Source organism: Crystallibacter degradans (assembly GCF_012952295.1).
Lineage (GTDB): Bacteria > Actinomycetota > Actinomycetes > Actinomycetales > Micrococcaceae > Crystallibacter > Crystallibacter degradans.
This window is the reverse complement of record NZ_JABBCH010000019.1, coordinates 1-25057: the sequence shown is the minus strand read 5'-3', so window position 1 is coordinate 25057 and position 25057 is coordinate 1. Positions and strand designations below refer to the sequence as shown.

General features: G+C 63.7%; 27 protein-coding genes and 1 pseudogene. 8 read left to right on the top strand and 20 right to left on the bottom strand.

Annotated features, from left to right (window positions below; translation table 11 throughout):
* Positions 1-37 precede the first annotated feature (37 nt).
* A complete protein-coding gene (locus HGO92_RS20125) occupies positions 38-760 on the bottom strand; it encodes a hypothetical protein (protein WP_169998025.1) in 723 nt (240 codons plus the stop codon).
* Positions 761-1782: 1022 nt separating this feature from the next.
* Here HGO92_RS20125 and HGO92_RS20120 point away from each other — a divergent pair.
* Positions 1783-2421, top strand: a complete 639-nt coding sequence (locus HGO92_RS20120) for a TM0106 family RecB-like putative nuclease (RefSeq protein ID WP_169998086.1) — start codon at positions 1783-1785, stop codon at positions 2419-2421.
* 194 nt (positions 2422-2615) lie between these two features.
* Positions 2616-2789: a hypothetical protein gene (locus HGO92_RS20115; RefSeq protein WP_169998023.1), complete on the top strand. Its 174-nt coding sequence runs from the start codon at positions 2616-2618 to the stop codon at positions 2787-2789.
* 128 nt (positions 2790-2917) lie between these two features.
* On the opposite strand, the gene HGO92_RS20110 is transcribed toward HGO92_RS20115, so the two are convergent.
* Complete coding sequence (locus tag HGO92_RS20110; protein WP_169998021.1) at positions 2918-3784, bottom strand: hypothetical protein; 867 nt, start codon at positions 3782-3784, stop codon at positions 2918-2920.
* Positions 3781-4530 (bottom strand): lipase family protein, encoded by a 750-nt coding sequence (locus HGO92_RS20105; protein WP_169998019.1) that lies wholly within the window; start codon positions 4528-4530, stop codon positions 3781-3783. Before HGO92_RS20105 ends, HGO92_RS20110 begins: the two co-directional genes overlap by 4 nt.
* 164 nt (positions 4531-4694) lie before the next feature.
* Here HGO92_RS20105 and HGO92_RS20100 point away from each other — a divergent pair, with 164 nt between their 5' ends.
* The 3 genes from HGO92_RS20100 to HGO92_RS20095 all read left to right on the top strand — a co-directional run bounded on the left by HGO92_RS20100 (position 4695) and on the right by HGO92_RS20095 (position 5960).
* Entirely contained in the window at positions 4695-4958 is a 264-nt protein-coding gene (locus HGO92_RS20100; RefSeq protein ID WP_169998017.1) for a hypothetical protein, read from the top strand.
* 81 nt (positions 4959-5039) lie between these two features.
* The gene (locus tag HGO92_RS24355; protein WP_277351933.1) at positions 5040-5171 is read left to right on the top strand and encodes a hypothetical protein; all 132 of its coding nucleotides are present in this window, start codon (positions 5040-5042) and stop codon (positions 5169-5171) included.
* 111 nt (positions 5172-5282) lie between these two features.
* A complete protein-coding gene (locus tag HGO92_RS20095; protein ID WP_169998015.1) occupies positions 5283-5960 on the top strand; it encodes a CPBP family intramembrane glutamic endopeptidase in 678 nt (225 codons plus the stop codon).
* A 51-nt stretch (positions 5961-6011) separates the two neighbouring features.
* Here the strand turns inward: HGO92_RS20095 and HGO92_RS20090 are convergent, their stop codons facing one another.
* From HGO92_RS20090 to HGO92_RS20045, 10 genes are all read right to left on the bottom strand, one after another.
* Entirely contained in the window at positions 6012-11960 is a 5949-nt protein-coding gene (locus tag HGO92_RS20090) for an FtsK/SpoIIIE domain-containing protein (protein ID WP_169998013.1), read from the bottom strand.
* A 42-nt stretch (positions 11961-12002) separates the two neighbouring features.
* Positions 12003-12755: a nuclease-related domain-containing protein gene (locus tag HGO92_RS20085; protein ID WP_169998011.1), complete on the bottom strand. Its 753-nt coding sequence runs from the start codon at positions 12753-12755 to the stop codon at positions 12003-12005.
* A 10-nt stretch (positions 12756-12765) separates the two neighbouring features.
* Entirely contained in the window at positions 12766-12915 is a 150-nt protein-coding gene (locus tag HGO92_RS20080) for a hypothetical protein (protein WP_169998009.1), read from the bottom strand.
* A gap of 39 nt (positions 12916-12954) precedes the next feature.
* Positions 12955-13131 carry a hypothetical protein gene (locus HGO92_RS20075; protein WP_169998007.1) on the bottom strand — a complete coding sequence of 59 codons (177 nt, stop codon included), beginning with the start codon at positions 13129-13131 and terminating at the stop codon, positions 12955-12957.
* 40 nt (positions 13132-13171) lie between these two features.
* A complete protein-coding gene (locus HGO92_RS20070) occupies positions 13172-13342 on the bottom strand; it encodes a hypothetical protein (RefSeq protein ID WP_169998005.1) in 171 nt (56 codons plus the stop codon).
* 54 nt (positions 13343-13396) lie between these two features.
* A complete protein-coding gene (locus HGO92_RS20065) occupies positions 13397-13567 on the bottom strand; it encodes a hypothetical protein (protein ID WP_169998003.1) in 171 nt (56 codons plus the stop codon).
* 271 nt (positions 13568-13838) lie between these two features.
* Positions 13839-14135 (bottom strand): hypothetical protein, encoded by a 297-nt coding sequence (locus HGO92_RS20060; RefSeq protein WP_169998001.1) that lies wholly within the window; start codon positions 14133-14135, stop codon positions 13839-13841.
* A gap of 129 nt (positions 14136-14264) precedes the next feature.
* A complete protein-coding gene (locus HGO92_RS20055; RefSeq protein ID WP_169997999.1) occupies positions 14265-14552 on the bottom strand; it encodes a hypothetical protein in 288 nt (95 codons plus the stop codon).
* Between the two features lie 68 nt (positions 14553-14620).
* Complete coding sequence (locus HGO92_RS20050) at positions 14621-15607, bottom strand: GIY-YIG nuclease family protein (RefSeq protein WP_169997997.1); 987 nt, start codon at positions 15605-15607, stop codon at positions 14621-14623.
* 69 nt (positions 15608-15676) lie between these two features.
* Positions 15677-16303: a hypothetical protein gene (locus tag HGO92_RS20045; RefSeq protein WP_205834810.1), complete on the bottom strand. Its 627-nt coding sequence runs from the start codon at positions 16301-16303 to the stop codon at positions 15677-15679.
* Between the two features lie 459 nt (positions 16304-16762).
* Here HGO92_RS20045 and HGO92_RS20040 point away from each other — a divergent pair, with 459 nt between their 5' ends.
* Positions 16763-17089 carry a response regulator transcription factor gene (locus tag HGO92_RS20040; protein ID WP_169997995.1) on the top strand — a complete coding sequence of 109 codons (327 nt, stop codon included), beginning with the start codon at positions 16763-16765 and terminating at the stop codon, positions 17087-17089.
* A 116-nt stretch (positions 17090-17205) separates the two neighbouring features.
* Positions 17206-17397, top strand: coding sequence for a LuxR C-terminal-related transcriptional regulator (locus HGO92_RS20035; RefSeq protein WP_169997993.1), 192 nt, complete (start codon positions 17206-17208; stop codon positions 17395-17397).
* 39 nt (positions 17398-17436) lie between these two features.
* Here the strand turns inward: HGO92_RS20035 and HGO92_RS20030 are convergent, their stop codons facing one another.
* From HGO92_RS20030 to HGO92_RS20010, 6 genes and pseudogenes are all read right to left on the bottom strand, one after another.
* Positions 17437-17853: a hypothetical protein gene (locus HGO92_RS20030; RefSeq protein ID WP_169997991.1), complete on the bottom strand. Its 417-nt coding sequence runs from the start codon at positions 17851-17853 to the stop codon at positions 17437-17439.
* Between the two features lie 339 nt (positions 17854-18192).
* Positions 18193-19227, bottom strand: a complete 1035-nt coding sequence (locus HGO92_RS20025; RefSeq protein ID WP_346769035.1) for a hypothetical protein — start codon at positions 19225-19227, stop codon at positions 18193-18195.
* 62 nt (positions 19228-19289) lie between these two features.
* Positions 19290-19415 (bottom strand): hypothetical protein, encoded by a 126-nt coding sequence (locus tag HGO92_RS24350; protein ID WP_277351936.1) that lies wholly within the window; start codon positions 19413-19415, stop codon positions 19290-19292.
* Between the two features lie 52 nt (positions 19416-19467).
* Positions 19468-19635 (bottom strand): annotated as a pseudogene (locus tag HGO92_RS24580) (P-type ATPase actuator domain-containing protein); the annotation flags it as partial.
* A gap of 181 nt (positions 19636-19816) precedes the next feature.
* On the bottom strand, positions 19817-20395 hold the full coding sequence (locus tag HGO92_RS20015) for a class I SAM-dependent methyltransferase (protein ID WP_169997989.1): 579 nt from the start codon (positions 20393-20395) through the stop codon (positions 19817-19819).
* 555 nt (positions 20396-20950) lie between these two features.
* Complete coding sequence (locus tag HGO92_RS20010; RefSeq protein WP_169997987.1) at positions 20951-21418, bottom strand: universal stress protein; 468 nt, start codon at positions 21416-21418, stop codon at positions 20951-20953.
* A 473-nt stretch (positions 21419-21891) separates the two neighbouring features.
* Between HGO92_RS20010 and HGO92_RS20005 the strand changes: the two genes are divergently transcribed.
* A complete protein-coding gene (locus HGO92_RS20005) occupies positions 21892-23550 on the top strand; it encodes an AarF/UbiB family protein (protein ID WP_169997985.1) in 1659 nt (552 codons plus the stop codon).
* Between the two features lie 264 nt (positions 23551-23814).
* Here HGO92_RS20005 and HGO92_RS20000 read toward each other — a convergent pair whose 3' ends face one another.
* Positions 23815-24870 (bottom strand): zinc-binding dehydrogenase, encoded by a 1056-nt coding sequence (locus HGO92_RS20000; RefSeq protein WP_169997982.1) that lies wholly within the window; start codon positions 24868-24870, stop codon positions 23815-23817.
* Positions 24871-25057: the final 187 nt, after the last annotated feature.

Below are 25057 nucleotides of genomic sequence, written 5' to 3'. Positions count from 1 at the left end.
CGCTGGGAACCCAGGCGGGAGCTTCTTCATGCTGCGGCTAGAGCGAGTAGATCTCCTCGACCTTGGCGGCGACGGCCTGGATGTCGCGCCAGCCGCGGTTCGCCATCCGCTCCGTGACCGGATCGATCTCTGTGCCCTTGTCCTGCAGGATGCGCACCAGTGTCGCGTCGACGACGTCCAGGTACAGATCTTCGGCCAGATACCGGTTGAGCTTGAACCGCTCCGGGTAGCGGGCCTTCGCCATCATGCTGCCGACGAAGCGGGCACCGACGAAAAAGTACAGCGCCAGGACCGGCAGTGTGAGGGAAAGCTCGTAGCCCGCCAGCGGCAGGCCTATCGCCAGTGCCGGAATCCCGAGCAGGAACAGTACGGCAGCCACCGCAGGAATCAGGAAGCGCGATACCCCTGCGGGGGAGTCCATGAGGGAGTCGGTGACCTGCTCCGTGAACCGGTACAGGGAGGCCCGGGCCCACTTCCGCGGAGTCCCAAGGTGGTCCACGGCCGCCTTCAGGGCCTCGACGTGTTCCGCGGGATGCTCGGAGCGCAGCTTGGCGACCAGCTCCTCTGCGTCCTCGGAGCGGAACCGGACGGTGCGCAGGGCCGCGGCCATGGCCAGCTGCTGGCGGTGCAGGCCCGCAGCAGCCTCGGCCGGCAACTTTCCGGTCACCGGTTTTGAGACGGCAGGTGCCGGGGCGTCATCGGTACGGATGCCGTAACGGGGCGATCCGTCGGCGAGCAGATATTCGGTCTGGCGGGACAAGGAGTTCCTTTCCGTGGAGGTTCTTTGCGCCCATGTGTGCGGAACCGGGCAGCGGTCTGCGCATGTTCCAGGGCAGATGGTTCTGATCCGGCACTGCCCAGGAGGTCCTGCCCCGTGTTTTTCCTTCCACCCGACTCCGACAACCCGACCGGACTGATCGTCTCCGCCTCCGACCTGGCGGCCGGCTCCGCCTGCCTGTTCGCCTTGAAACGCCGCCTGGACGTGCGCGCCGGCCTGGCGCTGCCGCCGGAACGCAAGGACCAGGAGATGCTGGATCTGCTGCGCGACCGCGGCCGCGCCCACGAATACCGGGTGCTGGAGACCTTCGCCGCTGACCGCGAGGTAGCCGCCGTGACCACGACGGAAGGCGCCTTCTCCCGGGAGCTGCTCAAGCAGGGGCACAACGACACCCTGGCCGCCCTGTCCTCCGGTGCCGACGTCGTTTACCAGGGCTCCTTCTTCGACGGGTCCTTCCACGGCAAGGCGGACTTCCTGGTCCGCGAGGACACCGGGGCCTGGTCGGTCAACGACACCAAGCTGGCCTCCAAGATCAAGCCCGAGTACCTGATCCAGCTGGCTGCCTACGCCGACCAGCTGCTGGCCGCCGGCGTCCCCGTGCACCCGTACGCGCGGGTCATCCTGCGCGACGGCACCCCGGCGAAGGCCGAGCTGGAGAAGATCCTGCCGAAGTTCCGGGCGGTCCGCGACCGGATCACAGGAGCCCTGGCCGAGCATCTGGTCACTCGCGCACCCGCGGCCTGGGACCCGGAAGGCGACGGCGCCTGCCGGCTCTCCACCTGCCCGGAATGCCAGGAGGCCGCCGCGGCCGCCGATGACCTGCTGCTCGTGGCCGGCATGCCCGGCGCGAAGAAGTACCGGACGCTGCTGCGCAGCCAGGGCATCACGACCGTGACCGGGCTGGCCACCGCCGCCCTGGACGAACCCGATGCGAAGCTGGCCGGCCTGCAGGACCAGGCCCGGCTGCAGGCCGGCACCGGCGGCTTCGACGGCGAGACCGGGTCATCGACCGCACTGCCCTGGAGGAGCTGCCCGCACCGGACCCGGGGGACATTTTCTTCGACTTCGAGGGCGACCCGAACCGGCTCGAACCCTCGGACGGCACCTGGGGACTGGAGTACCTTTTCGGCCTGCTGGCCCGCCCGCTGGCCAACCCGGACGCAGCCCCGGTGTTCCACCCGCTGACCGCGCATGACCGGGAACAGGAGCGCAAGGCGTTCACGGACTTCATCGAGCTGGTCGCCGCCCGCCGGAAAACCCGGCCGGAGATGCACATCTACCACTACGCCCATTACGAGAAGAACGCCTTGACCCAGCTGGCGGCCCGGCACGGGATTTTCGCCGACGAGGTGGAGGAGCTGAACGCCGAGGTGCTCGTGGATCTGCGCCCGGTCGTCTCGCGCGCCATCCGGATCTCGGAGAAGTCGCTGAGCATCAAGAAGCTCGAACCGCTCTACCGGCCCGCCGCGCGTGAAGGCGTCGCCACCGCAGTGGACTCGATCACCGCGTACTCGGCCTACGCTGACGCGGCCGCCGCAGGCGACACCGCTGCAGCGGAGGAGGTCCTCGGCTCGATTCTGGCCTACAACCTCGACGACTGCGAATCCACGCTCCAGCTGCGGGACTGGCTGCTGTCCTTGTGAGGTTTGTCACGGGTTTCCGGGGTCTGTAAAAGAGCCAGGAAACTCGCTGATAGCATCGTTTCAAGATCCCCAAGGATCCGGCAGGCCCTCCAATCCGACCCCCCAACAGCATTGGAGGGTTTGCTGTCTTAACCGTTCTGTCCTACCCCGTAGCTAGACTCGCCCCGACAGGGTTGGGGCGGGAGGGGGACGGCATGGCGAGGGAGTTGCCCGACCGGAATGAACTGGTCAGAATGCGGTCGCAGGGCTGGCGGCTCGAAGACCTGGGCCGGCACTTCATGATCCCCGGCTACATGGTCTGGACCATCCTCACGTCAGAGGTCACCGATGACGAAATCGAGGCGTTTTTCCGGGAAAACACTCCTTGAACCCGCAGGCCGGATCGTTTTACCTCCTGCCCGGGCCGCTACGGCCGCTTCTGCGGCCCTAAAAGCCTCCGAAGCCCTCCGGGGGCCTGAACTCCTTACAGGCGCTCTGAGCGGCTTCTACAGCTTCACTACTCATTGCCGATGCCGTCTTCCTGATCCCAGTAGAGGATGTCTGCGTCGACAGCTGCGGCCTCTGAGTAACCTACTGTCTCTGCGGCGGCATTGACGTCCCGGTTCTGCAGCTCCCCAGCTCTTCTCTCATCCAACGCAACTTGAGCGATTGCTGCCTCAAACTGCTGCCGGCACCTCTTTACCCTGTCCCGTAGATTTTGCGCGTTCTCCGCCCATTGGCGTTCATGCCATGACTGTTCACGGCGCCATCGGGAAGGCCATTCCATCAGAGATGGATCGTCTTCTTCATAGATTTCATCGTCGGGACCATGGAGCACCCAGGAGATCTCATCCATGGCGTCGGTGGGCATCGTTATGTCGGGCCGCCGTACAAAAAGAGCAGCCACCTGCTCTGCCTGTTCGATGCGCTTTCGCTGTTCGTCGTTCTCGGCGAAAATCAGCAGCCGCAGGTACTCTAGCCGACTTGGCGTCAGCCCCTCCGCCTCCAACGCCAGCTGAGTAGCCAGCCTATTGGGGTCGGCGGAAGAAAAAGCTTCTTGCAGCGGCCCGGTGTAGTAGCCAAGCCGCGCCGCCAGTTTATCGAGGGGTACCTCGCCAATCACGATTTCCGGCGTTCCGGCCGCGTAAGGGAAGTAGCCCGCGCGGCGACCTGCCTCTAGCCAGGCTTCAGACTCAACCAGCAGGCACATGCGCAGTAAGCCGTGTGAGGCACCCCGCACGAATTGGTCCCCTGCCATCAGATGCAGGGCTAGCAGCTCCAGGGCGTCATCCCGTGCTTGGGGATACTCCTCTAGAAACAGCATGTGCGGCTCAATGAACGACGCTTCAAAAGCGCGCAGGCGGTAGAGCGGGATGTCGGTCACGGCCTTCTCCCGGTGGCGCCGAAGTGCAGTGGAAGGCCGTACTGAGGGTTGGGTTTGCACACCGTGCTGTGGCTTTGCTGGTCTACGGTCTCAGCCACGAAATCGGTGTTGTAGCGCTCAGTGTTGACAACGTCGTCCGGGTTGGCCCAAAGAATGCGGGCGCGAAGCTGACTGAATTGTGGGGCCAGTTGCTCTGTCCTGTTACGGGTCGTCACGAGAAGTTCCGATCCGGGCTGTAGGTCGGTGTAGGCGGAGGAGCGGCGTAGGTACATTTCGACGACGGTCCCGAGCCCTGAGGCTTTTACGAGGCCAAGCATGCCGGCGGGCCGGAACCCTGCACTGGCCGGGCTGAACAGCCTCAGCTTTGCGTTCAGGATTTCCTGGTGTTGCGGCTTTTCTCCGGCCGTTTCGCTGTCCAGCCTGTCCTGGGCGGCATCGGCCATGGCCCGACGCAGGACCAGCCCGCCCAGTGAATGCCCAAGCGCTACGAGTTCCCCGTACGGCGTGGACGTGTCATCCCTTGGGGTGGTGCCGCCTAGATTCATCGCCGGCGTATGTGGTTTCGGGTAGAACTTCCTGAGGTTGGTGCGGACTCGGTCTGCGACCGCAGTGATGTTGTCGTGCGCGGAGTCGTAACCGACAAAGAGCATATCCGTGTCGCGCCACCATAGGTCTGTGTGGCCGCTGGAGGAGAACTCATCCCAGGTCGCGACAGCCTTCCCGCGAAAGCCGTGGACGAATACCACGAGCCGAACCGCACGGCTGTGGGAAACATATAGGACCCAACCAGGGAGATCCCCAACTTCGTATCGTGTGTGCGATGGTCCTGCCGACATGTCCGCATCCTAGTCCGGACACATGTGTCCCGGAAGCTTTGGTGGCCGTCGAATGTATCGTCACCCTCCGACACATGAAAGCCATGATTACCCGAGAAAACCTCGACATGACCCCGATCATGAAGCAGGCCGCCACCGCCTACCTTGCACGAATCGAAGACTCCGAGCCGTTCGACGAGATGCCCAAGGTGGTCCAGGAACGACTCCTGGCCCAGCTGACTCCGATCGTCTGGTCCGCACTGCCCGAGATCCTCGCCCAGGTGGAGAAGGCCCGGGGGAATCAGACCGAGGCCTTGGGCGAATTCGTCGTCCCCGACAGTCTGGAAGGACTGCTCTGATGGCCCGCATGATCCTCAGCCGCTTTGACCTCGACACCGATGAATACGAGCTGCGTATCAAAGCCTTTGGCCCTTCCGACCGTGAGGGGCGGGCCGCACGAGAACGGTCTCCAGATCTATCTGGACGGCGAGGCCGGCCGGATCGTCATCGATCTGGATCAGGCCGCCGCTCGGCAGCTGGCACACACGGTCGGGATCGCCACAGGCGACTGACCGAATTTCATAACGCAGATGGCACGCCCTCCCGGCAAATGAGGGGGTGCCATAGCTGTCTCGCCGGAGCCGTTAACGAGGGGTTCGGATTCGAGAGCTACGCTCCAAGGCATGACCCTGCTGAATTCTCCGCCCGTAACTGCGACCTCGCGGCGTACCTTGATCCTGCTCTCGCCGCTGGCGGTCATCGCTGTCGTGCATTTCCTGGCTAGATGGGCGGACGATGTAACCGGCGACGGCGCGTGGCTGGTAGTAGCAGGAGCTTACTGGCTTCTGGCGGTCGCGGCAGTATTCGGCTTCAGCACTCCTGCACAGCGCCGGACCTGGCTCCGGCCTGGAGATCGGGTCAAATGGTGGGTCTACGCGGGTGCGGTGCTGTTGGGTCTTTTCCCGGTGGCCGGCATCCTGTTGATGAATCTAGACCTGCTGGCCCTTCATCCGGGACTGATTCTGCCCTGGCTGGTTTTCGCGCTGGTGAACCCAGTGGTCGAGGAGACCTACTGGCGCGGCCTGCTGCTGGACGCGCGGGGACGATGGCCGTTCTGGCTCATGGCCCTGTACTCGACTGCACTGTTCGTACTCAGCCACCCGCTGATGTGGGGCGTATTCTCGGCAGGCAACCGCTCGGCAGCGCTTTTCGGCTCCCTTGCAATCATGGGACTGGCCTGGGCATTTATCCGCCGGGCAACAGGGAGCCTGCGGGTTCCTCTCTGGTCACATGCACTCGTCGACGTCGGCAACATGTCCGTCTTCGTCTTCCTGAACCTCTATGTGCCTCCGGGCATGTGAATCTTTCTGCCGACCAGGTCCGGCGTTCCTATGCCGAGCGTTGGCCCGCGATCAGGCGAACGGATCGTCGTCCGGGACGATGATCCTGCGGCGACCCGGACGCGGTGTCTCCTCTGCAAACGGGTCGTCGTCGATTGGCTGTTGGAAGCGCGGTACCGGCACTTCCGCTGCGAACGGGTCATCTCCCTCGGGTTCCACGGGACCCGGTCCGGGCTCCGGGGCGGCCACCACCTCCGGCTCCGGCTCAATCGCAGCCGTGCCTCCGGTAAAGGCAGCGATCCTGGCCAGCTCCGCGTCACTCAGGCCGGTCTTGCCATCGGGGACCACGAGCACTGCCTCGACACCGTGATCGGCGAACATGTCCTCAGCCAGTTCCCGGAAGGTCAGGCCGAGCGCAATGTCCTCGCGGACCAGCTGATCATCCGCCCAGACGACACGGCCGATCTGCGGGTTCGATTCCAGCCAAGCTGCCGCGGCGTCGATCTTCCACGAGCCGTACTCCTGGGAGCCACGGGGCAAATACTCGACGGCACCCGGGAACATCGGGCCCAGATGCTTGGGCGCGTCCGCGGCCCAGTCGGTCAGCCATACCTGACGCACCGGCAGTGCTGAGAGGGTGCGGACCACGGCCGGCCGGTACGCGACCGCACCGAAGCCCGGAACGTTCATCCGGATCATGCCCTCTCCCGTGATCGACGGGAGAAGAGTGCCGTCGACGTCCAGGAAAAGAGCGGTGTCTTGGTCAGCCGTCACGGCTTCAGGGTACTCGGCTACCTCAAGCGCCTCCGTTGCTTCCGTCTCCGAGGCTTCCACCAGAGCGGGTCCGACCCGGCTGCTTTCTTCTCCGCCTCGTACATCTCGTACAGATGGACCAGCCAGATGGGATACAGGATCCGCCCCCACCAGGTCGTCGGTGATTCCTTGATGCGCTGCATCCGCAGCTGATTCCGGTACGACATCGTCGTCTCCTTCGGTTGTGTCCAGGTCGGAGTCGGACCAGTCCAGCTCGAGATCCTCCAGGTCCAGTTCCATCTCGCCCAGGTCGATCACGGCCGGCTCTTCAAACTGGGTCGGGTCGTCCTGCCGCGGCCGATTGCGCATGTAGGCGTTCAGGTCGAGCTTCTCGTCTTCGGCCAGCGGGTTCCGATGCAGGCCAACGTACCCGGCCAGCGCCTCCTGCTCGCGCTTGTCGTACCAGCACTGAATGAGCACCGGGCCGGAAGTTACAGGCTCGAAGATAGCGCGTCCCGGCGGGATGGAATCACCCAGCGCCGGAGCGTTCATCGCGTCCTTCAGGGCGGACATGCGCTCACCCGGGGTGGACTTGCCGGCGATCAGGCGGGACAGGTTGGTGTTGTGGGTCGGAATGAAGCCTTCGACCAGAAACAGATGGGAAGGATGCTCAACGGCGATGCACCTCGTCTGCACAGGGGCAACCCGGCGCACATCGGCGACGTAACGAAGCTGGCGTGTTGCGCTCAACTTCTGCTTCGCGATCTTCCGTGGCAGCCGGAATACTGGCACCCCGGCATGAAAGGAGACGTTGGTGACGTTCCCTCTGGGAACCCGGTCTCCATTGTCGTCCTTGTACCAGGACTCGTAGCGACTCTCCGTTGCCTTGAACCCCAGCGACCGGGCAAGCTCCAAGACTTGGAGCGCCAGCCCCCGGTTCTTTTGTGTGATGGTCGGTTTGCCGTTGGACACAGATCCGTCAGTATCCATGAGTCCCTGCAGCAGCGCGATGCGCTGTGCAACCGAGCCCCGCATGTACTTCACCGGAATGTGCTTGCGGCTGAGGACGCCGATGCCGCGCAGGGCGACCTTGAGCCCACGGGTTCCGATCAAACGATCTGAGCACTTCAATGCATGCCCATCGAACCCTGCGCCGCAAAGTTGCCTGATCATGAAATCCTGATCCGTAGTCCCGTCGGAGTCCGTGCACGCCCCGGTCATGCCCGCGGCTATGATTCCTGTCCCTGTTGAACCGTCCCCGAGCCAAACGCCCAAGACATAAGGGTCTACCGGCAAGTCAGCGTCGGGAAGTTCGGCTGCCTTGGGGAGGCGGACTGCCCAGTTGGACCCACCCCTGTGGCACTTCAGGTTCTCGGCCATCTCTTCAGTTGTTACGACCTTCTCCAAAGCGGGGGCGTCGCCGTCGGCACCTATGAGAGCCAAACGGGCTGCATGGTCCGCCATTGCCGTGAAGAACTCACCAACGTCAATCACCAGGCGGTCATGTGCACCTGGCTGACACGGGACGCCCGCTTCCCCCAACCGCGTCACAAGATTGCCAGCCTGCATTGCCGTGGGCTTTTCGCCCAGGGTGGCCTGAAGCATCTGACGGGCCGTCATCTGGGCACCGATGAAGGATTCCAGGCTGCCTGTTTCGGTGACCATGCGGTCGCGCGCCACAGCGGTCAGGCACCGGGAGTCCACAATGTACTGCCGGCCGGGGAGACCTCTTCGAACGGCGGAGTCCACATCCTGGAGCCCCAGCACGGTGTCGGTCATGACCGGTGTTCCGAACTTCCTTGACAGCATGCGAACGTATTTTTCGTCCAGCCCTGCCATTTCGGCAACCTGCCCGTAGTCTGCCCAGGTGCCGACGGAAAGAGTCTCTGACAGGTATCGTGCCGTAGCGGCACGCTGCTGCCACATCGGGTTTCCGTCGTGGTCACGCGCGACCCGTCCCCACCATTTCCTGCTGTTTTCGTTTGACGCCGTCCACTGGTGGCCGGCACCAGTCCGCACCACCTGACCATCATCGAATTCCACCTCCCACGTCGACTCCTGGTCGATAATCGGGGAGAAACCGGCGATATGCGTGGTGCTGCCATCGACGGCGAACAGGAGGTCACCGACCTGCAGATCGCGGTTCCTCGCCCAGCCGTCAGGGAAGCGCTCTGACACCGGTACCGGAATAAGGGTGTCGAGATCCAGATCCTTCAACGTTGCGCCGCCTGGCATCTGGTCAAGATCTTTCTGCACCAGCTTCTGGGTAGCGAGAAGCAGGGTGACACCGGCGGAGCGGGCCTCGCGAGCGATCTTCGCGGTGAAAGCGCCGACCTCGGCCTTGGAGGCATTGATGGCCAGAGCCATCTCCCGCTCGGCCTCGACATCCGGGTCATCAGAGGGCTTGGCCACCGCGTCCGGAGCGATCAGCGAGGTGAACTCGTCCAGGACAATAACGATGTGGGCCGGGCGTACGTCCTCGGGCAGGTCACGGTACGAGCCGACACCGTAAGCGCTGTTCAGCTTCACGCGGCGCTTGACCTCGGCATAGACACCTTTCATCATGGCGCCCGTCTCCAGCAGGTCTTTACAGAACGCCTTCGCGTACGGTTCGGCAAAAGTGAAGTCGGCTGCGCCCTTGGTCGGGTCAGCGATGTACAGGTCGCAGCCGCGGCGCAGCGCCCCCGTTATGTAGGCCTGAAGGATCACGGACTTACCGGATCCCGAACCGCCCACAACCATCTGGTGAATGTGCGATTTGATGTCAAATTCAACCGGCTCGCCTTCGACACCGGTGGCGAACGGGATGCCCTTCGAGCCGTCGATCGCCTCGTAGTCGTAGGGAGCGTGCTCGGGCATTGGGTTCACCTCAGAGGCGAGAATCTGGATTTTCTGCGCATCGTTCTTCACCCGTCGGATGTCCACGAACGAGTTGCCGGACGTGGACTCCAGCCGGGCACGGGCCTCCTTCATGGCAGCGTAGTCCAAGCCGGTGCCGGCCAGGTCGAAGGTCAGGATCCTCACCTGCGGGTTCATCGGCATGTGGTCGACCTTCACCAGTTTGGGCATGAGCCCGCCGATGCCGGAGATCTTCGCGTCGATAAACGCCTGCTCCCAGTCGAGGGCGTGAAGGTCCTTCTCGTAGCGCGGATTGGCCAGCTTCACCTTGGACGGGCTCGCTCCAACGTAGATGGTGCAGCCGTCGGCGGCCTCGGTGACCCGCAGCCATTCGGAAGCCCAGTGCTGCTTGATCTTCTGGGCCGCGCCGCGGACCTCGGCGAGGGTGACGCCGCCGTAGAGGCGCAGGTCGATCTTCCAGATGTGCTTCCGGGAGTCTTCCTTGGTCAAGCAGAGGGCACGCGCGATTTCCGGGCGCGGCAGCCGGGCAGCGGTGAACGCCTGGTTGACCCGGCCCGAAAGCACCCACTTGGCTGCTTCTGAACCGCGGGCCCCGGACAGGGTGTCCGGGTTGGCCGGGACGGATTCGTCGGACCAGTACACGGCGAGGGCCTGGCTGTGCCGTTCGCCGGGCCGCTGGCCGGTTCCGGGCCAGCCGGTCAGGGTGACGAACGGTGCCGCGTTCAGCACGGTCGGCATCTTGTTCTCATACTTCATGAACTCCATCGGGTCCATGCCCTGCCGGGTCACGAACGCCATCCGGTGGACGGCGACCCCGTTGCGCAGGGTCTCGGTCGCGCCGGTGGGGATCTGGGCGATCGGCGGGTTCACCATGGAGCCGACGACTTCGCCCCGGTGGCGGTTCCACTTGTCTTCCTCAGCGATGGCGTGCAGGGCGTCCTCGGTGACGCCGCTGTTCGGGTCGAACCGGACGGCCGGGTCGCCGATGGCGCCGAAGTAGGCGACACCGGAACCGCCGCGGGCACGGTGGTCGACGAGGACCTGGGCCTGGATGATGCCGGCCATGGCGCCCGAGGCGTTGGTGCGGAACGAGACCGCCCCGGCGGTGTCGTGGTTGTGCCAGGTCAAGGCCCAGATGGCGGGAGAGCCCTCGCTGCCCTGCTGGCCGTCGGGAATGCCGTCCCCGTCCAGGTCTTCCCCGTAGGCCACGACCTGGCCCTCGATGGACTTCTTCACCGGTTCCGCGGCGGGGGCGGCCGGTTCGGTGAGCAGGTGGATGTCGTCGAAGATGTAGCGCGGGGCCATTGCTCCGGCGTCGCAGGCCTTGGCCAGGGCGCAGCGGACGTACAGGGCTACCTGCTCTTTCGGGACGGTCGGGTCGGTGACGGAGGGGATCTGGTCGGCCGGCCAGACGGCGATGTCGAACTTCAACGGGCTGCGGGAGCCGGCTACGGGCTGGCCGTTTGCATCCGAGTCGGGGACGTCGAGGACGTAGACCTGGCTGTTACCGCCGACGGTCGGGGTGATCTTGGCGTCCATGGTCCAGAACTGGCCGGCGCCCATGGAGGCCGGGGCTTCGAAGGTGTCCACGGTGGCTGGTCCAACCTGCTGCCGGTCAATCAGACGAGGGGCCGGATCAATCTTCAGCTGCGGCCACCGGTTCTCCCATTCGGCGCGGGCTTCGACCACGACCTTCCAGTGCTCGAGTGCTGCGTCGATCCAGGTGCGGGAGATGACCAGGAGGATGCCGCCAACGGGTAGCAGCAACCACAGTGCCCAGACCGGGATCGGCACGATGCTGCTGTAGAGGGGCTCGAAGATGGTCGCAGCAACGGCCAGGAAGATGCCCAGGGCTACACCGCCGCCGGCCATCCCGGCGATGGCAGCGGTGCGCTCCTTGAAGAGCCGGATGAGGGTGTCGGTACGGGCGCCGGGGCTCTCGTCGCCGTACACACTGGTCCGCCGGCGGGATGCGGCCAGCTGGGCAACGACGACATAGGCGGCGACCGCGTTCACCCACTGGCCCCAGCCGGCCGTGTACTCATCGGTCACAGGGATCAGGGAAGCGGCGGCTCCCGCCCAGAGAGCGGCGAGCCAGGAGAGGCGGACCGGCCAGCCCGGCAGCCAGTCCGCGTTGGGCAGCATCAGCTTGTATTTGACGTCTTCCCAGAACCGGTAGCGGTTCATCGCCGGCAGCTCGGACGCGTCGGCCGGAGTGGCGTAGCCCCGCTTGTCCTTTTTGCCCGTGAACTGTGCCGGCGGGTAGGTGATGCCGGCGGCGATCAGTCCGGCCCACACGAGGGCGAGACCCGGGTAGCCGTACCAGACAGCGGCCCCGGCCGCGGCGATGGTGAGGGCAATCAGCGGCAGGGTGACCGGTTTCTGCGGTGCCTGGGCACGTGCAGCCATGGCGGTGGTCCTTCCTTGGAAAAGGGGTGCGTCGGGGGAGGGTCAGGCGGCGAACGGGTCGTCGTCGTTGCGCATGCGTTCCAGCCTGGCCCGGACCTTCTCGTCCATTCCCCTACGGGAATACATGGGGTGGTCCACAAGTGGTCCACCGGACCGGTCCACCCGCTGGTCCGGACCGGTCCGCTGGGTGGTCCACGAAGTGGTCCGGGGGTGGTCCATAGTGGTCCGCGTGGACCGGACCAACAGCGAAGAGAGGTGGTCCACAATCTGTTGGTCCGCAGGCTGCCTGCCGATGAAAGATCCCAGTGTCCGCGCGAGTTTTTCGCCCTTGAGGACGTCTGCCCCAGGCACCTGGAAGAGGATGGTCCGGACCGGCTGGGTGGTCCGGCTGGACCACACAACGACCTTCGGGTGGACCACTTCGGACCGCGTGCGGTCCAGGAAACGGACCAGGCTGGACCAGGCCATTTCCATGGTCTTTTTCTGCGTGTGGACCACCCGCTGCATACCGCGCCGATTGACCCCGCCGAGCGTCCAATAGATGCCCGGCGCCCACACCTTCGAGTCGAGGATCAGGACCCGGCGGCCGCTGATGACGACGTGGTCGATGTTGGCGCTGATGCCCTTGATCGGGATGCGCAGGTCGTGCAGGATCGCGGCCCGGTCCGCGAACGAATCGAGGATCTCCGCGGTGCGCAGTTCACCCTTGGCGCCGATCGCTGCGACGTCCCGGTTCTTCGCCCAGTGTGCGTTGTCGAGTCCGGCCGCGGCGGTGCCGAAGGTTCCGTTCGCCATGCCCGCGCCCCTAGAGGAAGATCCGCAGGACGAAGTACAGTCCCAGGACAACGAGGATCGCCCCGAGCACTTTGCCGCCGGATCCGTACATCCAGTCCTGGATGTTCTTGCTCTTCTCTTCAAGGTCGCCGCCGAAGCGGTCCTTCCAGTTCTCAGCCATGCCTGCCCTATGCGCCGGCGCACGTGTACGGGCAGGCAGTCAGCCGCGGTAGAGCTCGAAGAAGTAGGTGGCCTGCTCGTCCATCCCGAGGTAGTGGAAGGCGGTGCCCATGAGGCCGTGGAAGAAGTTGGGTTCGATGGCTCCGGAGCTTTCGAAGACGTTGATGGCCGTCATGACGACGAGCAGCCAGATGGCGCCGAGGAGGCCGAGCTTCATGCTCTCCATACGTGTTTCGCCGCCGTCCGGCTAGTGGGCTTCACTGCGAGGTCTCGTGCAGGGTAGCCGGAGCGGGTTGGTTTTTGGTTGCGGCTCTCCTGCGCAGCACCAGGCACACGGTTGCGACGAGGCCGGTGCTGAGGAATGGGATCAGGGTGCCGAGGCCCGGCAGTGCGGCGTCCAGTGTCTGGAGCAAGGTCAGGGCTGTCATGGCCTTGCCTATGCGGCGGGCACACAGGCCGGGCGCCAGGTCCCCCGCCGGGTGCTACTGGACATGGCCGAGGACTGACACCACCGCCTCAAAGGCCGGGAGGACATGGCTATGGACGAACTGGCTCGCCCAGACAATGGCACCGGCTGCGGCAGCGGTGATGGCGGAGTAGGTGACGGCGTTTCCCATGACCACCATGTGTACGGCGGCGGCGTAGAGGGTCACCGGCATGCCTAGCTGGGCGGTCGATACTTCCGTTCTTCGCGCCGGAGCGTCCGCTGCTCCTCGTAGCCTTCCATAATCCGGCGCTGCCGCGCGTTGAGTTGGGCCCGCTCCGCGGCTCGCCGCTGTTTCCCCCGCCGCCGGTGCTCTTGGCGGAGTCGGAGGTGCTCCTGATTGACCGGCTGACGCCGTCTGAGGGCCGCCACAACCACCGCGGTGAAGATCGCGAGGCCAGCAACCACGGCTACGAAAAGTTCCATGTCCCTACTCCCGACTAGAAGCTGCAGCCGGCGTCCCCGCCGGAGAACGAGCCAGAGTCGGAGAAAATTGAAGTGGAAGGGGGACAGTCGTCGGTGCCCGAGATGAATCCGGAGGCGGCGACGCCACCGGCAAGGAGCGCGATGGAATCACTGCTGCTTGAAGTCTGGCGGGGCCGGTTTGTTCGATGGTCTGCGAAGACTGCTGCCAGCTCTTCCGCGGCCGAGGGCCTTGGACGTCTTCCTACGAAGATCGCCCAGACGATCAGTCCGGTAACCGGGATGGCGATCCCGGTGAGTACGAAAGCTTCCACGGTGACTCCTGTAGTCGGTCCTACGGTTGCCGTCATGTGTGCGGCAATCACCCGCTCGGTTTCCGGAAACCTGACCCTTGTCTGCCTATGCCAGAATCGCGGCATGGATAAGGACGAGCGGCAAGCATCCTAGTCACAGCCTCCGCCGCCACCGCCGTCCGAGCCGGAGGGAGAAGATCCGGAATCCGAGTACGAGCCGTTCGTCGTGCCGTCCGGCTTGCCGACATCCGTGGCAGCTGCCAGGAATGTTGGTGCCACTGCACCGGAAGAGGCTCCGCCGCGCGGGACGGGGCCGTTGTCCAGGCGCCGGTCGGTCGCTGCCTTCTTTCGCCTGGCAGCGATAAGTACGGTGACGACGGCGGCTACGAACACGCCGCCCAGGGAAACTGTGAGGATCGCGGTGACGGATGGTTCCATGGCTGCCACTATGCCGTAAAGGTGCAGGTCAGATGTACTTTTTTACATCCAGCCTTGGGGAGGCGGGTTCAGTTTTTGGGCCAGATAACTTTCTCCCCCATCATTCCCAGGAACGATGTGAACTCCTCCACGCTCAACTCGCCTCGGGTAACCGCACCGGCGATGCCATCCCGCCTTGACCACATGAACGGCGCACCGGTCTCTGGTGTCACTGAATAGATCGTCATGTCCATGCCGGCAAGTTCCGCTATCAACGTTGATCGGTGTGAGGGCGGTGTCTGGGCAATTGTGTTTGCCAAGCCGTCCCGCTCCCGTTGATATTCCTCAAAGGACAGAGGCGCCGAGGCCACTCCGTGCGTCCGACTGTGCGTAAGCATCAGTGTCAGTGGAGTGGCTTCGCCTCCCGTCATCCTGTTCAGGCAAAAGCGCTGGTCGGCCGCCTTCTCGGCGCGCTCTTCAGGGGCATACGGGTTGGTGCTTCGGGCAGCGTAGATCCGCGTGGTGTCCAAGGCACGCAGCTCGTCCACGGGGAAGATCGAGTTGTACACGTCGCCATTGATCAGCCGGTCGAACGGTTTGCTGCCGACCCAGTGCTGCTTTATCCGCTTGCGGACGTTGTTCGACTGACCTATGTAGAACTGCTTGTAGTCGTCGAAGACCATCACATACGCGCCCTCAACATCGTCCCAAGCAGGCAGCGACTCGACGGGCTTGAACGTCCGCCCCTTGGCCAGGACGTGCTCCAACGCAGACTCGAATTCCGCCTGGTCCAAGGACTCGAAGTACCGCATGGACAGGTCGAAGTTCCTCAGTGCCTTGTCGCGCTGCACGAGCAGATATGCGTCCGAGTGCTGGGCGTGGTCGTCGTCCCGATACCTCCAGGCTTGGTCCTCCCATGCCCGGTCGCTGAAGTCCGCTCGATTAGGCTTTTGCTTTTGTGAACGGCGGGGGAACGCGTACAGGTCTCGGATCATTTTATGGCCGATCTGCGGTCCGCGAAGCTGCTCACCGATGTGTTCGCAGCCTAGGCGATAGGGACGTGCCGGATCTCGCATAGCTGGACTCCTCATGGGTAGCGTCGACGTTGCCCAGCCTAGGCGCACAGACCGATTGGCGAAAACGCTTCAAGAAGGCAGTACCTCATCGGAAAGCTCGCGGGGTCCGGTGAAATAGACCATGTAGTGACCGGACTCGCCATCCAGCACCGGGATGAACCCGAAGGACTCCCAGTAGGAGCGCAGGGCTGCCTTGGCGGCGTCATGCTCCGGGGTTCCCTCCTGTGGTCCGTCATCCTTGATCCGGGGCGCAGCGCGCAGGACGACGAGGGCGACGCTGCGGCCTATGGTGTCCAGGACCGCCCACAGCACGTGGTGGCCGAGCCATTGTCCCCGGTACTCCGGTTTGATCAGCAGGCCGGCCAGGATCATCAGGTCCCCGCCGAACTCCCGCATGCCGGCCTCGTCCAAAAGATCGGGGCGCAAGACCCCGAGGACCTCTCCGAACGATGCCAGCCTACGATGTGCTTTGAGAGTTTTGAACAGATCGATGAGCCCGGCGTCAAGGACCGTGTAGGCGAGGGCGGAACCGACGCTGTGCTCTTCCCCGTCTTCCCCTTCATCCGGAAAGACCGTGGCTCGAATGTCGATATGCCACGCCAGCGGGTAAGTCTCAGGGGACTCGTGAGGATCGGGCACGCCCAGGTATGTCAACCGGTAGGACAGGATCAGGTACTCAGGATCAATGTCGATCATTGCTGTCCCATCCTGTGGAGTGCCGGCTGGTGCGACCAGTCTATGAAGCTGTGGACGGCAGGCAACTGATAAGTACCTTCTGGCCCTGAGCACGCCCATTGGTCCAGAGCTTGTCCTTAGTCTTGGCCCATGCAGCTGGCGATAGTGCTTATTGTGCTCGGTGTGGTCTTAGGTATTCCGACAGTCATGTACCGGTACTCGCGGCCGCGCCGGCCGGCCAACCTTTGGGACCTGTGCGGGCGGTTCTGCTGAGCCTGAGCTTGATCGGGTTGCTGCTCGCCATTGTCGGCGCGGCGCTTCTATTCGGCGCCTAGGAAGACATTATTCTTGAGCAAATCTTGAGGAAAAGCAGGCAAAGGCCCAGCACCGGGGGAGCAATACTGATGCTCTGCTGCAGAAGGAGCAGGGTCACGTAAGTGCGCACGTACACGGGCTCGTTGCCGGGACAGGACAGTACGAATGAGCACTCAGGGGAATGCAGCTTCAAATGTCGTAGTGGTCAGCAGCCAAACAATGTTCGCGGAGCTGCTCTGCGAGGCGGTCGACAGCCAGGAGGATTTGAACCCGGCAGGGTTCGCAGTCACCATCGAAAGCGCTGTTGCGCTGTGTGCCGGGGCTGCTCCAGACGCCGTTGTTGTGGACGGCACGCTTCCTGACGGAGATGGACTTGATGCAGCTGAGCGGATCCTCACTGTTGTTCCGTCAGCGAGAATCATTCTGCTGACAACGGGCCCTGCGCATGACGTCCTGTCGCGGACGCAGGAGTCAGCGGGCTGCTCCCGATGAACGGCCCGCTAGGCGGATTGCTGGACGCGATCCGCAGTGCCCGTCCGGGAGCAATGACAGTTCATCCTTCCCTGCTCATGCCCGTGGTCCGATCGGTCAACTCAGAGGAAATCCCCGTGCTTACCCGACGGGAGAGGCAGGTGCTGACTTTCCTGGCTGAAGGCAGCGACGTGCCGGCCACGGACAGAAAACTCAACATCACCCAAAACACCTGCCGGGGCTACGTGAAATCAATCCTGGCCAAGCTCGGCGCGCACTCCCAGCTGCAGGCAGTAGCCTCTGCCCGGCGGCTGCATCTGCTTGCCTGATGGCCACCACAAGGCTGGCCAATCTATAAGGGCGCTGTGTTACGGCTTAGGTGCCTCCGCCGGCGCAACGGCGATCGCCCATTGGCCTTGCACTTCCGTGCCCTCGACGGCAATGGTGATCTGACTAGCGGGAAGTTCCATGGTGGTTGCCACCGAGGAGCCACAGTCCGTGTTTCCGGTTCCCAGTTCACCGTCCGCAGATGTTACCGTCACGGTGATGGAGCTGGTTCCCTCGCAGGCGATCCCGATGTCGTACCAGCCTGCGTTCCCGGGCGTGAAGTCCATTCCCGCGCCGGGCCCAATGCCGCCGGCTGCACTGTGAACACCGGGCGCTCCCCAGCGCTTTTCGCTGAACTGCTGCTTCGCCCACTCACCCGGGTCGGGACTCGGCCCGCAGGCCGTCATAGACAGAAGCAGTGCAGCGGCCAGGGCGCCGAGGGCCGGTCGAAGAGTCATGGCAGCAGCCTAGCCGACGCCGCGATCCGGACAGCTGTCAGTGCGGCAGACTGTTCCCATGCGGAAGATGGCAGTTCCCCTGATCGTGGTGGTGGCATGCAGCCCTCACGGGGTGCATGCCCGGCGATCGGCTGGTCCAACAGCCTCACGGTTGAACTGACCGGAGACACTTCAGGCGTGGACCTGATAGAGCTGTGCTCCGAGGATGTCTGTTCGGATCAGGTGAGGGGCGCTCCAGGCGGCGGGTTCCGGACTGAGGCTGCCGGGTACCCCTCCGGAGGCCAGAGCGGGCCACCATCGCAACCCGTTCCAAAATCAGTGAATGAATTCAGCAGGCGTCTACAATTCCGGTACCGCACTCGAGGGTGCAGCTAAACCGGCAGCGACACCGGCGCTCAGCGCCACCACACCGGCCCAAAGCGATACCGGCCAGCCAAGTCCTTCTGCTATGGCAAGACCTGCCAGCTGACCCGCCCATATGAACACGGCGATTCCCGCTGCAGCAACGGGGAGCCACCGCCGCGTCAGCTCGACGGGCACGCGGGCTAAGGCAAGATCCGTCAGCACTGCTGCCACGGTCGCACCGAGGGCGCCGGCCACCGCGGCGGAAGGCAGGCTGGCGATTCCCACGGACAGCCACGCAACCGTCGAAACCACCGCGGTGACCGTAAGGCGGGGAATCCGGCTGCCGGAGGCGAGCACATAGAGTATCGGAACGATTAACAACATGGTGGTGACGATGTATCCGCCCAGCGCCGCAATCACCGGCAGCTCTGCCTCCTCGTGCCCCGGGGCACCTTCGGGGACAGGAACAAACTCCATGAGAGGAGCAGAAAACATGAAAGCTGACGTATAGACCAGAAAGAACGCCGCCAGACCGGTCACGAGCAGCAAAGACAACATCGCCGGGGCAGCCCACGGCCGGGACGGTCTCACCGCGCGCTGGCTACGAACACCCGTGCCGAGGATCAGCATTCCGCCGGCTCCCAACAACAAATGTGTCGGGCTGACTAATGCGTCCAGTGCCACCTCGATGCCAAACAGCTCGTGCCAAGCCAGATCGAGTAACCCGCCCAAGGCAAACAGGCCGATTCCCAGCAGCGTCCCCCGATACCCCTTGGGCAGAGAGTGGCGGAGCGGCAGCCCTTGCCGGCGGCCACGCCGCATCAACAGAGCCATCCAGATACCAATCATCCCCAGACCTGCATACAGGGCCGTATGCCACGGCGTGAAAAACGTCTCCGTGCCGACATCATTCAAGTGCGCCCAGCCGTCGAGATATACGGCGAGGAGCAGCCACGTGCCGATCACACCGGTGACCAAGTCACGAACCGGTGCCGGGTAAGTTTTCGCAACCACTTGTGCTGGAGTCACGGGAATCGTCCCCCTAATGCAGCCGTCCCAGCCATTGTGAACCTTGCCGGGCGTCTAGGAAGCTATATGTGCAGCATAAAATGAGTACCCAGCAGTTTGCTGACCCCCGCGATTTCCTTCTGAAGCGGAGTCGATTCGGACTCGGTCCGTTCGAGCATGCCCGCGATGGCGCTCACTTCGGTTTCCATGGCCCGTCCCGGTGCCAACCGCTAGGCCGCGCCCCTGTACGACAGCCGTGCCCCTAAAGACCATGTCCAGGCGGTCCCCCAGCTGCACGTCCCCGCCCAAGGTAAGGGGATCCTTGAAGACCGCTTCGCTCTCACCGGTCAGCGAGGCTTCCGATACGCGCAACGCGGTGGCCGTGATCAGCCGGGCATCAGCCCTGACCGCGTCACCCTCGCCCAGCACCAGGATGTCACCGAGGACCAGTTCCGCGGCGGGAACCGTCTTGAGCCTCCGGGGTACACGTGCTGCATGTACGGGTGCAGCGAGATCGGCCCCGCCCAGATATGCCGTTGTGCCGTGGCCTTGGTGGCCATGCCGGAGCTCTAGCTTTGGCCGCGGATTACCAGCAGCGGCGCACAACGATTTAGCCTTTCCGAGCACGGAACCGCATTACCTGGCGCATAAGGCCGGTGCGTACCGATATATCGAGACCTGCCAGACGCGCTGTGGCTGTCAGGTCTGCAGGCTGCACGAGCCGGTGCGGCGATCGGTCGACGAGGTGAATCAGCTTTGCTGCCTGCGAGGCAGTCAGGTCATAACCGATCAGCATACCTCCCGGTCTTAGGACCCGGGCTGCTTCCGCTACGGCAGCCTGCCAGTTCAGGACGTGATGCAGCATCAAGAAACTAAGAACAAAATCGAACGAACCACTTTGAAAGGGAAGCGCCGTTGCATCTGCTTGTTGCACTTTGGGGCCAGGGCGCGGAAAGCGACCGCGAGCGTTGGCGAGCATGCCCTCATCGAGGTCCGTGACGGTCAGGCGAATTCCAGGTGCCCGCTGCAACAGCGCTGCAGCCATCGCGCCGCTGCCAGCACCTAGTTCCAGTACATCGCCACTAATATCGTTGCCTTGAAGTGCCCAAGGCAGGACGACAGATCCTGTGAAGCGCCGCCAGGACGTGCTACAGCAAAACGCCGTTTCAATTCGGGACATCTTCGGCATAAAGATTTCCAATCAAGAGGTTTGCAGCATGGTTCTGGGAGAGCGAGCGAGGGGCGATACCACCTCACAGGCTGCAGGGGCTGTTGAAGCGGCCCGCCTATCGACGCTGGGGCCCTGATCAGTTGCGACCGAGCCTCCCTCGGTTCCCAGACAGTTTAAGCAGCGGGACAATTTAGGACCAAGACAAGGGACGAGGGCATCCGGTGCTCCTGGGATCACGGACCAGTGCATGAACCGGTTGGAAGGAGGAGACATAGATTCTTTCATCGGACATCCTCGGCACGCGCAGTTCGGTGCATCATCTCCACGCCCAAAAACCGCGACCGGCAAGACGCCGCAGATCAAGGAGGTACCGTGCATAGAGCTGGGTTCTACGCGGCCCGAAGCCTGGGCTTACCACTCTGGCCCGCGTGATGCTCGTGTCCATCCGCACGGGAGCTACACATCGAATCCCACTCCGCCGTGATGACCGTACGGACGGGACGGTTGTCTGACGCCTCTATGCCATCACCTGAGGCCCTGTTAGCGGCCTCCTCATCCGTTTCCTGATCCGCTCTAGGATATTGGCCGCAGTTTCTGGGGCTGCGGATCCTCGCCGGGCCTGACGACCAATACGGGGCAGGCCGCGTGATGGATGAGGTGTGTGGACACGGAGCCGAGCAGCAGGCCGCTGAACCCGCCGAGCCCGCGGGAGCCGACCACCAGCAGGTCCGCGTCCTTGGAAGCGTCGAGGAGGACGGCCGCCGGTGATCCATGGACCAGCAGCTTGCTAATAGGGATGTCCCCGGCCGGTACGCGTTTCAGAACCCGTGTTTGTTCGTTCTTTGCTGCCGCCTCAAACGATGCCGGGTCCCATATCAGGCCCTCCATCCCCGCCGTTACCGCAGGAGGCTGCCAGACGGTCACGGCGTGGACCGTGCCGCTGCGCAGACGCGCCTCGGATACTGCCCAGCCGAGGGCGGTCTGTGACCCGTCCGACCCGTCCAACCCGACTACGACCTTAAAACTCACATCATTGTCCACCGACCTGCCTCCTTCAGCGCCCGCACATGCCTACCCAGTGTGGCAGATACGGGACAGGCCTGCCATGGTTGTTCAACCAAACAAGTGGACTACAACTAAGCAACAGGGCGCGATCGCGGGCTGCAGGGACCGGCAGCGTGTGTGTTGCGGGCGTTCTGGTTTTGGCAGAATGGATGCCGGTCAGGCTTCAGCAGGTGAATGCGGACGTTGACCGCCCACCGCCCGGCCCAGGAAGCAGACCCATGCTCGTCCTCGTACTCAACTCCGGCTCCTCATCGCTGAAGTACTGAGCCGCCCGTGCTGCCGTCGCGCTGATCATGGACCTGTTCCTTCCGCATTGGGGGGGCTCATGTACCGGTACTATTCTACAAGGCGTAGCAGCGGGCCTCTGGTCAACGCGACCATTCGGGACCGGCGTCCGCCGCACGCAGTGACCCTAATAGCCGATCCTGCCCTTCCAACAAGGAGAACCTGTGGTCCCGAGCAACCAATCCGCACGGTACAGGGAGATCGCCGAGGTTTTGGCGCGTCATGGACTTGGCTTTCTCGCCGGAATCACCGGCCTTGAACGCTGGGTCCGATTTCACCACGGGGTGCTGGGCCATCAGCCCCGTGAGCAACCCTACACAAACCCCGAACACCTTCGGCTGGCCCTGGAACAGCTTGGGCCGACATTCATCAAGCTCGGCCAACTGCTCTCCACGCGCTCGGATCTACTGCCCCCGGACTATCTACAGGAGCTGGCCAAACTTCAGGACGGGGCACCGCCTGTCCCCGGCGACACCGTCCGAGAATTGATCCGGCAGGAACTCGGAACCGGCCCTGAGGAGCTCTTCGCCGAGTTCGATGAAGAGCCGCTGGCCAGCGCCTCGATCGGGCAGGCCCACGCCGCCACACTGGAAGACGGAACGCCCGTCGTCGTCAAGGTCCGGCGACCCGGCGTTGTCGCACGCATTCAGGAGGATCTGGAGATCCTGCAGAATCTCGCCGCCCAGGCGACCCGCCGGTGGGACGCTGCTGCCGATTACAACTTGACAGGTATCGCCGGGGAATTCGCCCGGACCCTCCGGGCCGAACTCGACTATCTGCAGGAAGGGCGCAACGCGGAACGGTTCGCAGAGAATTTTGCCCGGGATCCAGGCCTCCATATTCCCCGGGTTTTCTGGCACACCACCACCTCCCGCGTGCTGACGTTGGAACGGGTCAGCGGGCTGAAGGTCGATGACCTCGATGGCCTGGACCGCGCGGGCATCGACCGCCGGGCGCTGGCCAACCGTGCGGTCGGCGCGATTGCGAAAATGATCTTCGAGGACGGCTTCTTCCACGCTGACCCCCACCCCGGGAATCTTTTCATCGAAACGGGCGGCCGCATAGGCCTGATCGACTTCGGCATGGTTGGTGAAGTGGACGAGAAGCTGCGGCAACAACTCGCCGTCCTGCTGGTCGCGCTGGCCCGGGCCGACCCGGAACGGGCAGGCCCGGCCCTGCTGGACCTGTCCGTGGCAAAACGTCCCGTCGACCGTGCGCAGCTGCGCGCGGATCTCGCCGCGGTGATGGCCCTTTACCAGGACCGCAGGCTGGCCGAGATCGAAATCGCGCCGCTCATCGGCAAACTGCTCGCACTGTTGCGCGACCACCACCTGCAGCTGCCCCGGGAAATCGTGTTGATCCTGAAGATGGTTCTCATGGCAGAGGGCATGGGGGTCCGGTTGGATCCGGAATTCAACGTCGCGGAAACGCTCAACCCCTACGCGCAGCGGCTGGCACTTCAAAGCCTCTCACCGTTCGCCTACGCCAAGCGGCTGGGACGGGCCGGCGTGGATGCTGCGGAACTGGGCGCCGAGCTGCCCGGAAAACTCCGCCGGATCCTGGATGCCATAGATACGGACGGCTTTGAACTGCACCTGCGCGCGGCCGAAATCGAGCCCCTCCTGGGACGCGCCGAACGCATCGGCAACCGCGTGGTGGCGGGCCTGATTGCCGCCGCGTTCATCAGGGGCTTGGGGGAGCTGGTGGTCGCGGACAAGGACGAGTTCCGCCGCTGGGCACGACCTCTCATGGGGGCAGGACTCGGAGCAGCCGGTACGCTGGGTTCATACCTGGCCTGGACCGGTCGACGGAAAAAGCGCTGACCCGCCCGCCCGTCACAGTGACTGCCTGGGGAACAGTCCATCAAACCGCGGCACATTTTCGCATGGGCGTGTCCGGATTCGTGTACGGGTCGGTCCAAGACGCGTGACCCGGCGGTGTCCGGCAATGCCAGCGAAAGCGAAGCCCGCGACAGGCAGGGACTCTGATGGTGCACGTCTCCGGGAGAGCGATACAAGGAACTGACGCTGAATCCGTCCGTTCTTCCGTAGTTTCCTCCGTCTGTTCCCCGGCCCTTCGGGAGCCGGCTACCGGGTGATCACAACTTTCAACGCATTGGTTTCGGATGCCCGGGAGAAGGTGTCATAGGCGTCGAGGATGTTGTCCAGCGTGAACCGGTGGGTTACGAATTTCTCCGCGGGGATCTTCTGCTGGGCCACCAGCTTCAGAAGCATGGGCGTGGTGTTGGCGTTGACGAGCCCCATGCTGATGTTGATGTTCTGGATCCAGAGATCTTCGAGGTGCAGTTCGACGGGCTTTCCGTGAACGCCTACGTTGGCGACGTTGCCGCCGGGCCGGACCACCTGGGTGGCCATCTCGAACGTTTGTGGGATGCCCACGGCCTCGATGGCAACATCTACGCCCTGGCCATCGGTCAGGGCGTGGACCTGTTCTTTCCACCCGGACGATCCGGAGATGACGGTCTCAGTGGCGCCGAAGGTCTTGGCCTGCTCCAACCGGTTCTCATCGAGGTCGATGGCAATGATGGTCGCTGCCCCGTAAAGTCCTGCTGTGGCGATTGCTGCCAGTCCGACCGGTCCGGCGCCGATCACCGCGACCGTGTCCCCGGGCTTGACCCGGCCGTACTGGATGCCGATTTCAAACCCTGTGGGCAGGATGTCCGAGAGCATGACGGCCTGCTCGTCGCTGACCTCTTCGGGGAGCCTGTGCAGGGAGTTATCCGCATAAGGCACGCGCACGTATTCGGCCTGGGTGCCGTCTATGAGGTGGCCGAAAATCCAGCCGATGCCGGACTGTCCTTCATCACCCAGGCAGTGCGAGTACAGTCCTGTCCGGCAGTTGGTGCAGTGCCCGCACGATTTGATGCAGGAGATGATGACCCGGTCTCCAACTTTGAGATTGCCGACAGATGCGCCGACGTCCGTGATTGTGCCGACTCCTTCATGGCCGAGGATCCGTCCTGCCTGAACGGCGGGGACATCACCTTTGAGGATGTGCAGGTCCGTACCGCAGATGGTAGTCGTGTCGATCCGCACGATGGCATCAGTGGGCTTGACGATTCTTGGGTCAGGTACATCCTGCCAGGATTTCTGTCCCGGTCCGCCGTAAACAAGTGCCTTCACTGTGCCTCCTCGACGTTGCCACGCCTCAAGCGTTCCGGCAACTAAGCATTTCGACCGCTTCGACAGGTGTGAGCCTACCAAGGCACAGGGCACCCGGGCCAGTGGATGTTATGCCGCCTACGGGTCCGGGAGTTATCGGGGCGCTTGGACGCTGCGTTTCCCCGGCGCTGTCAGGAAGACCATGGAC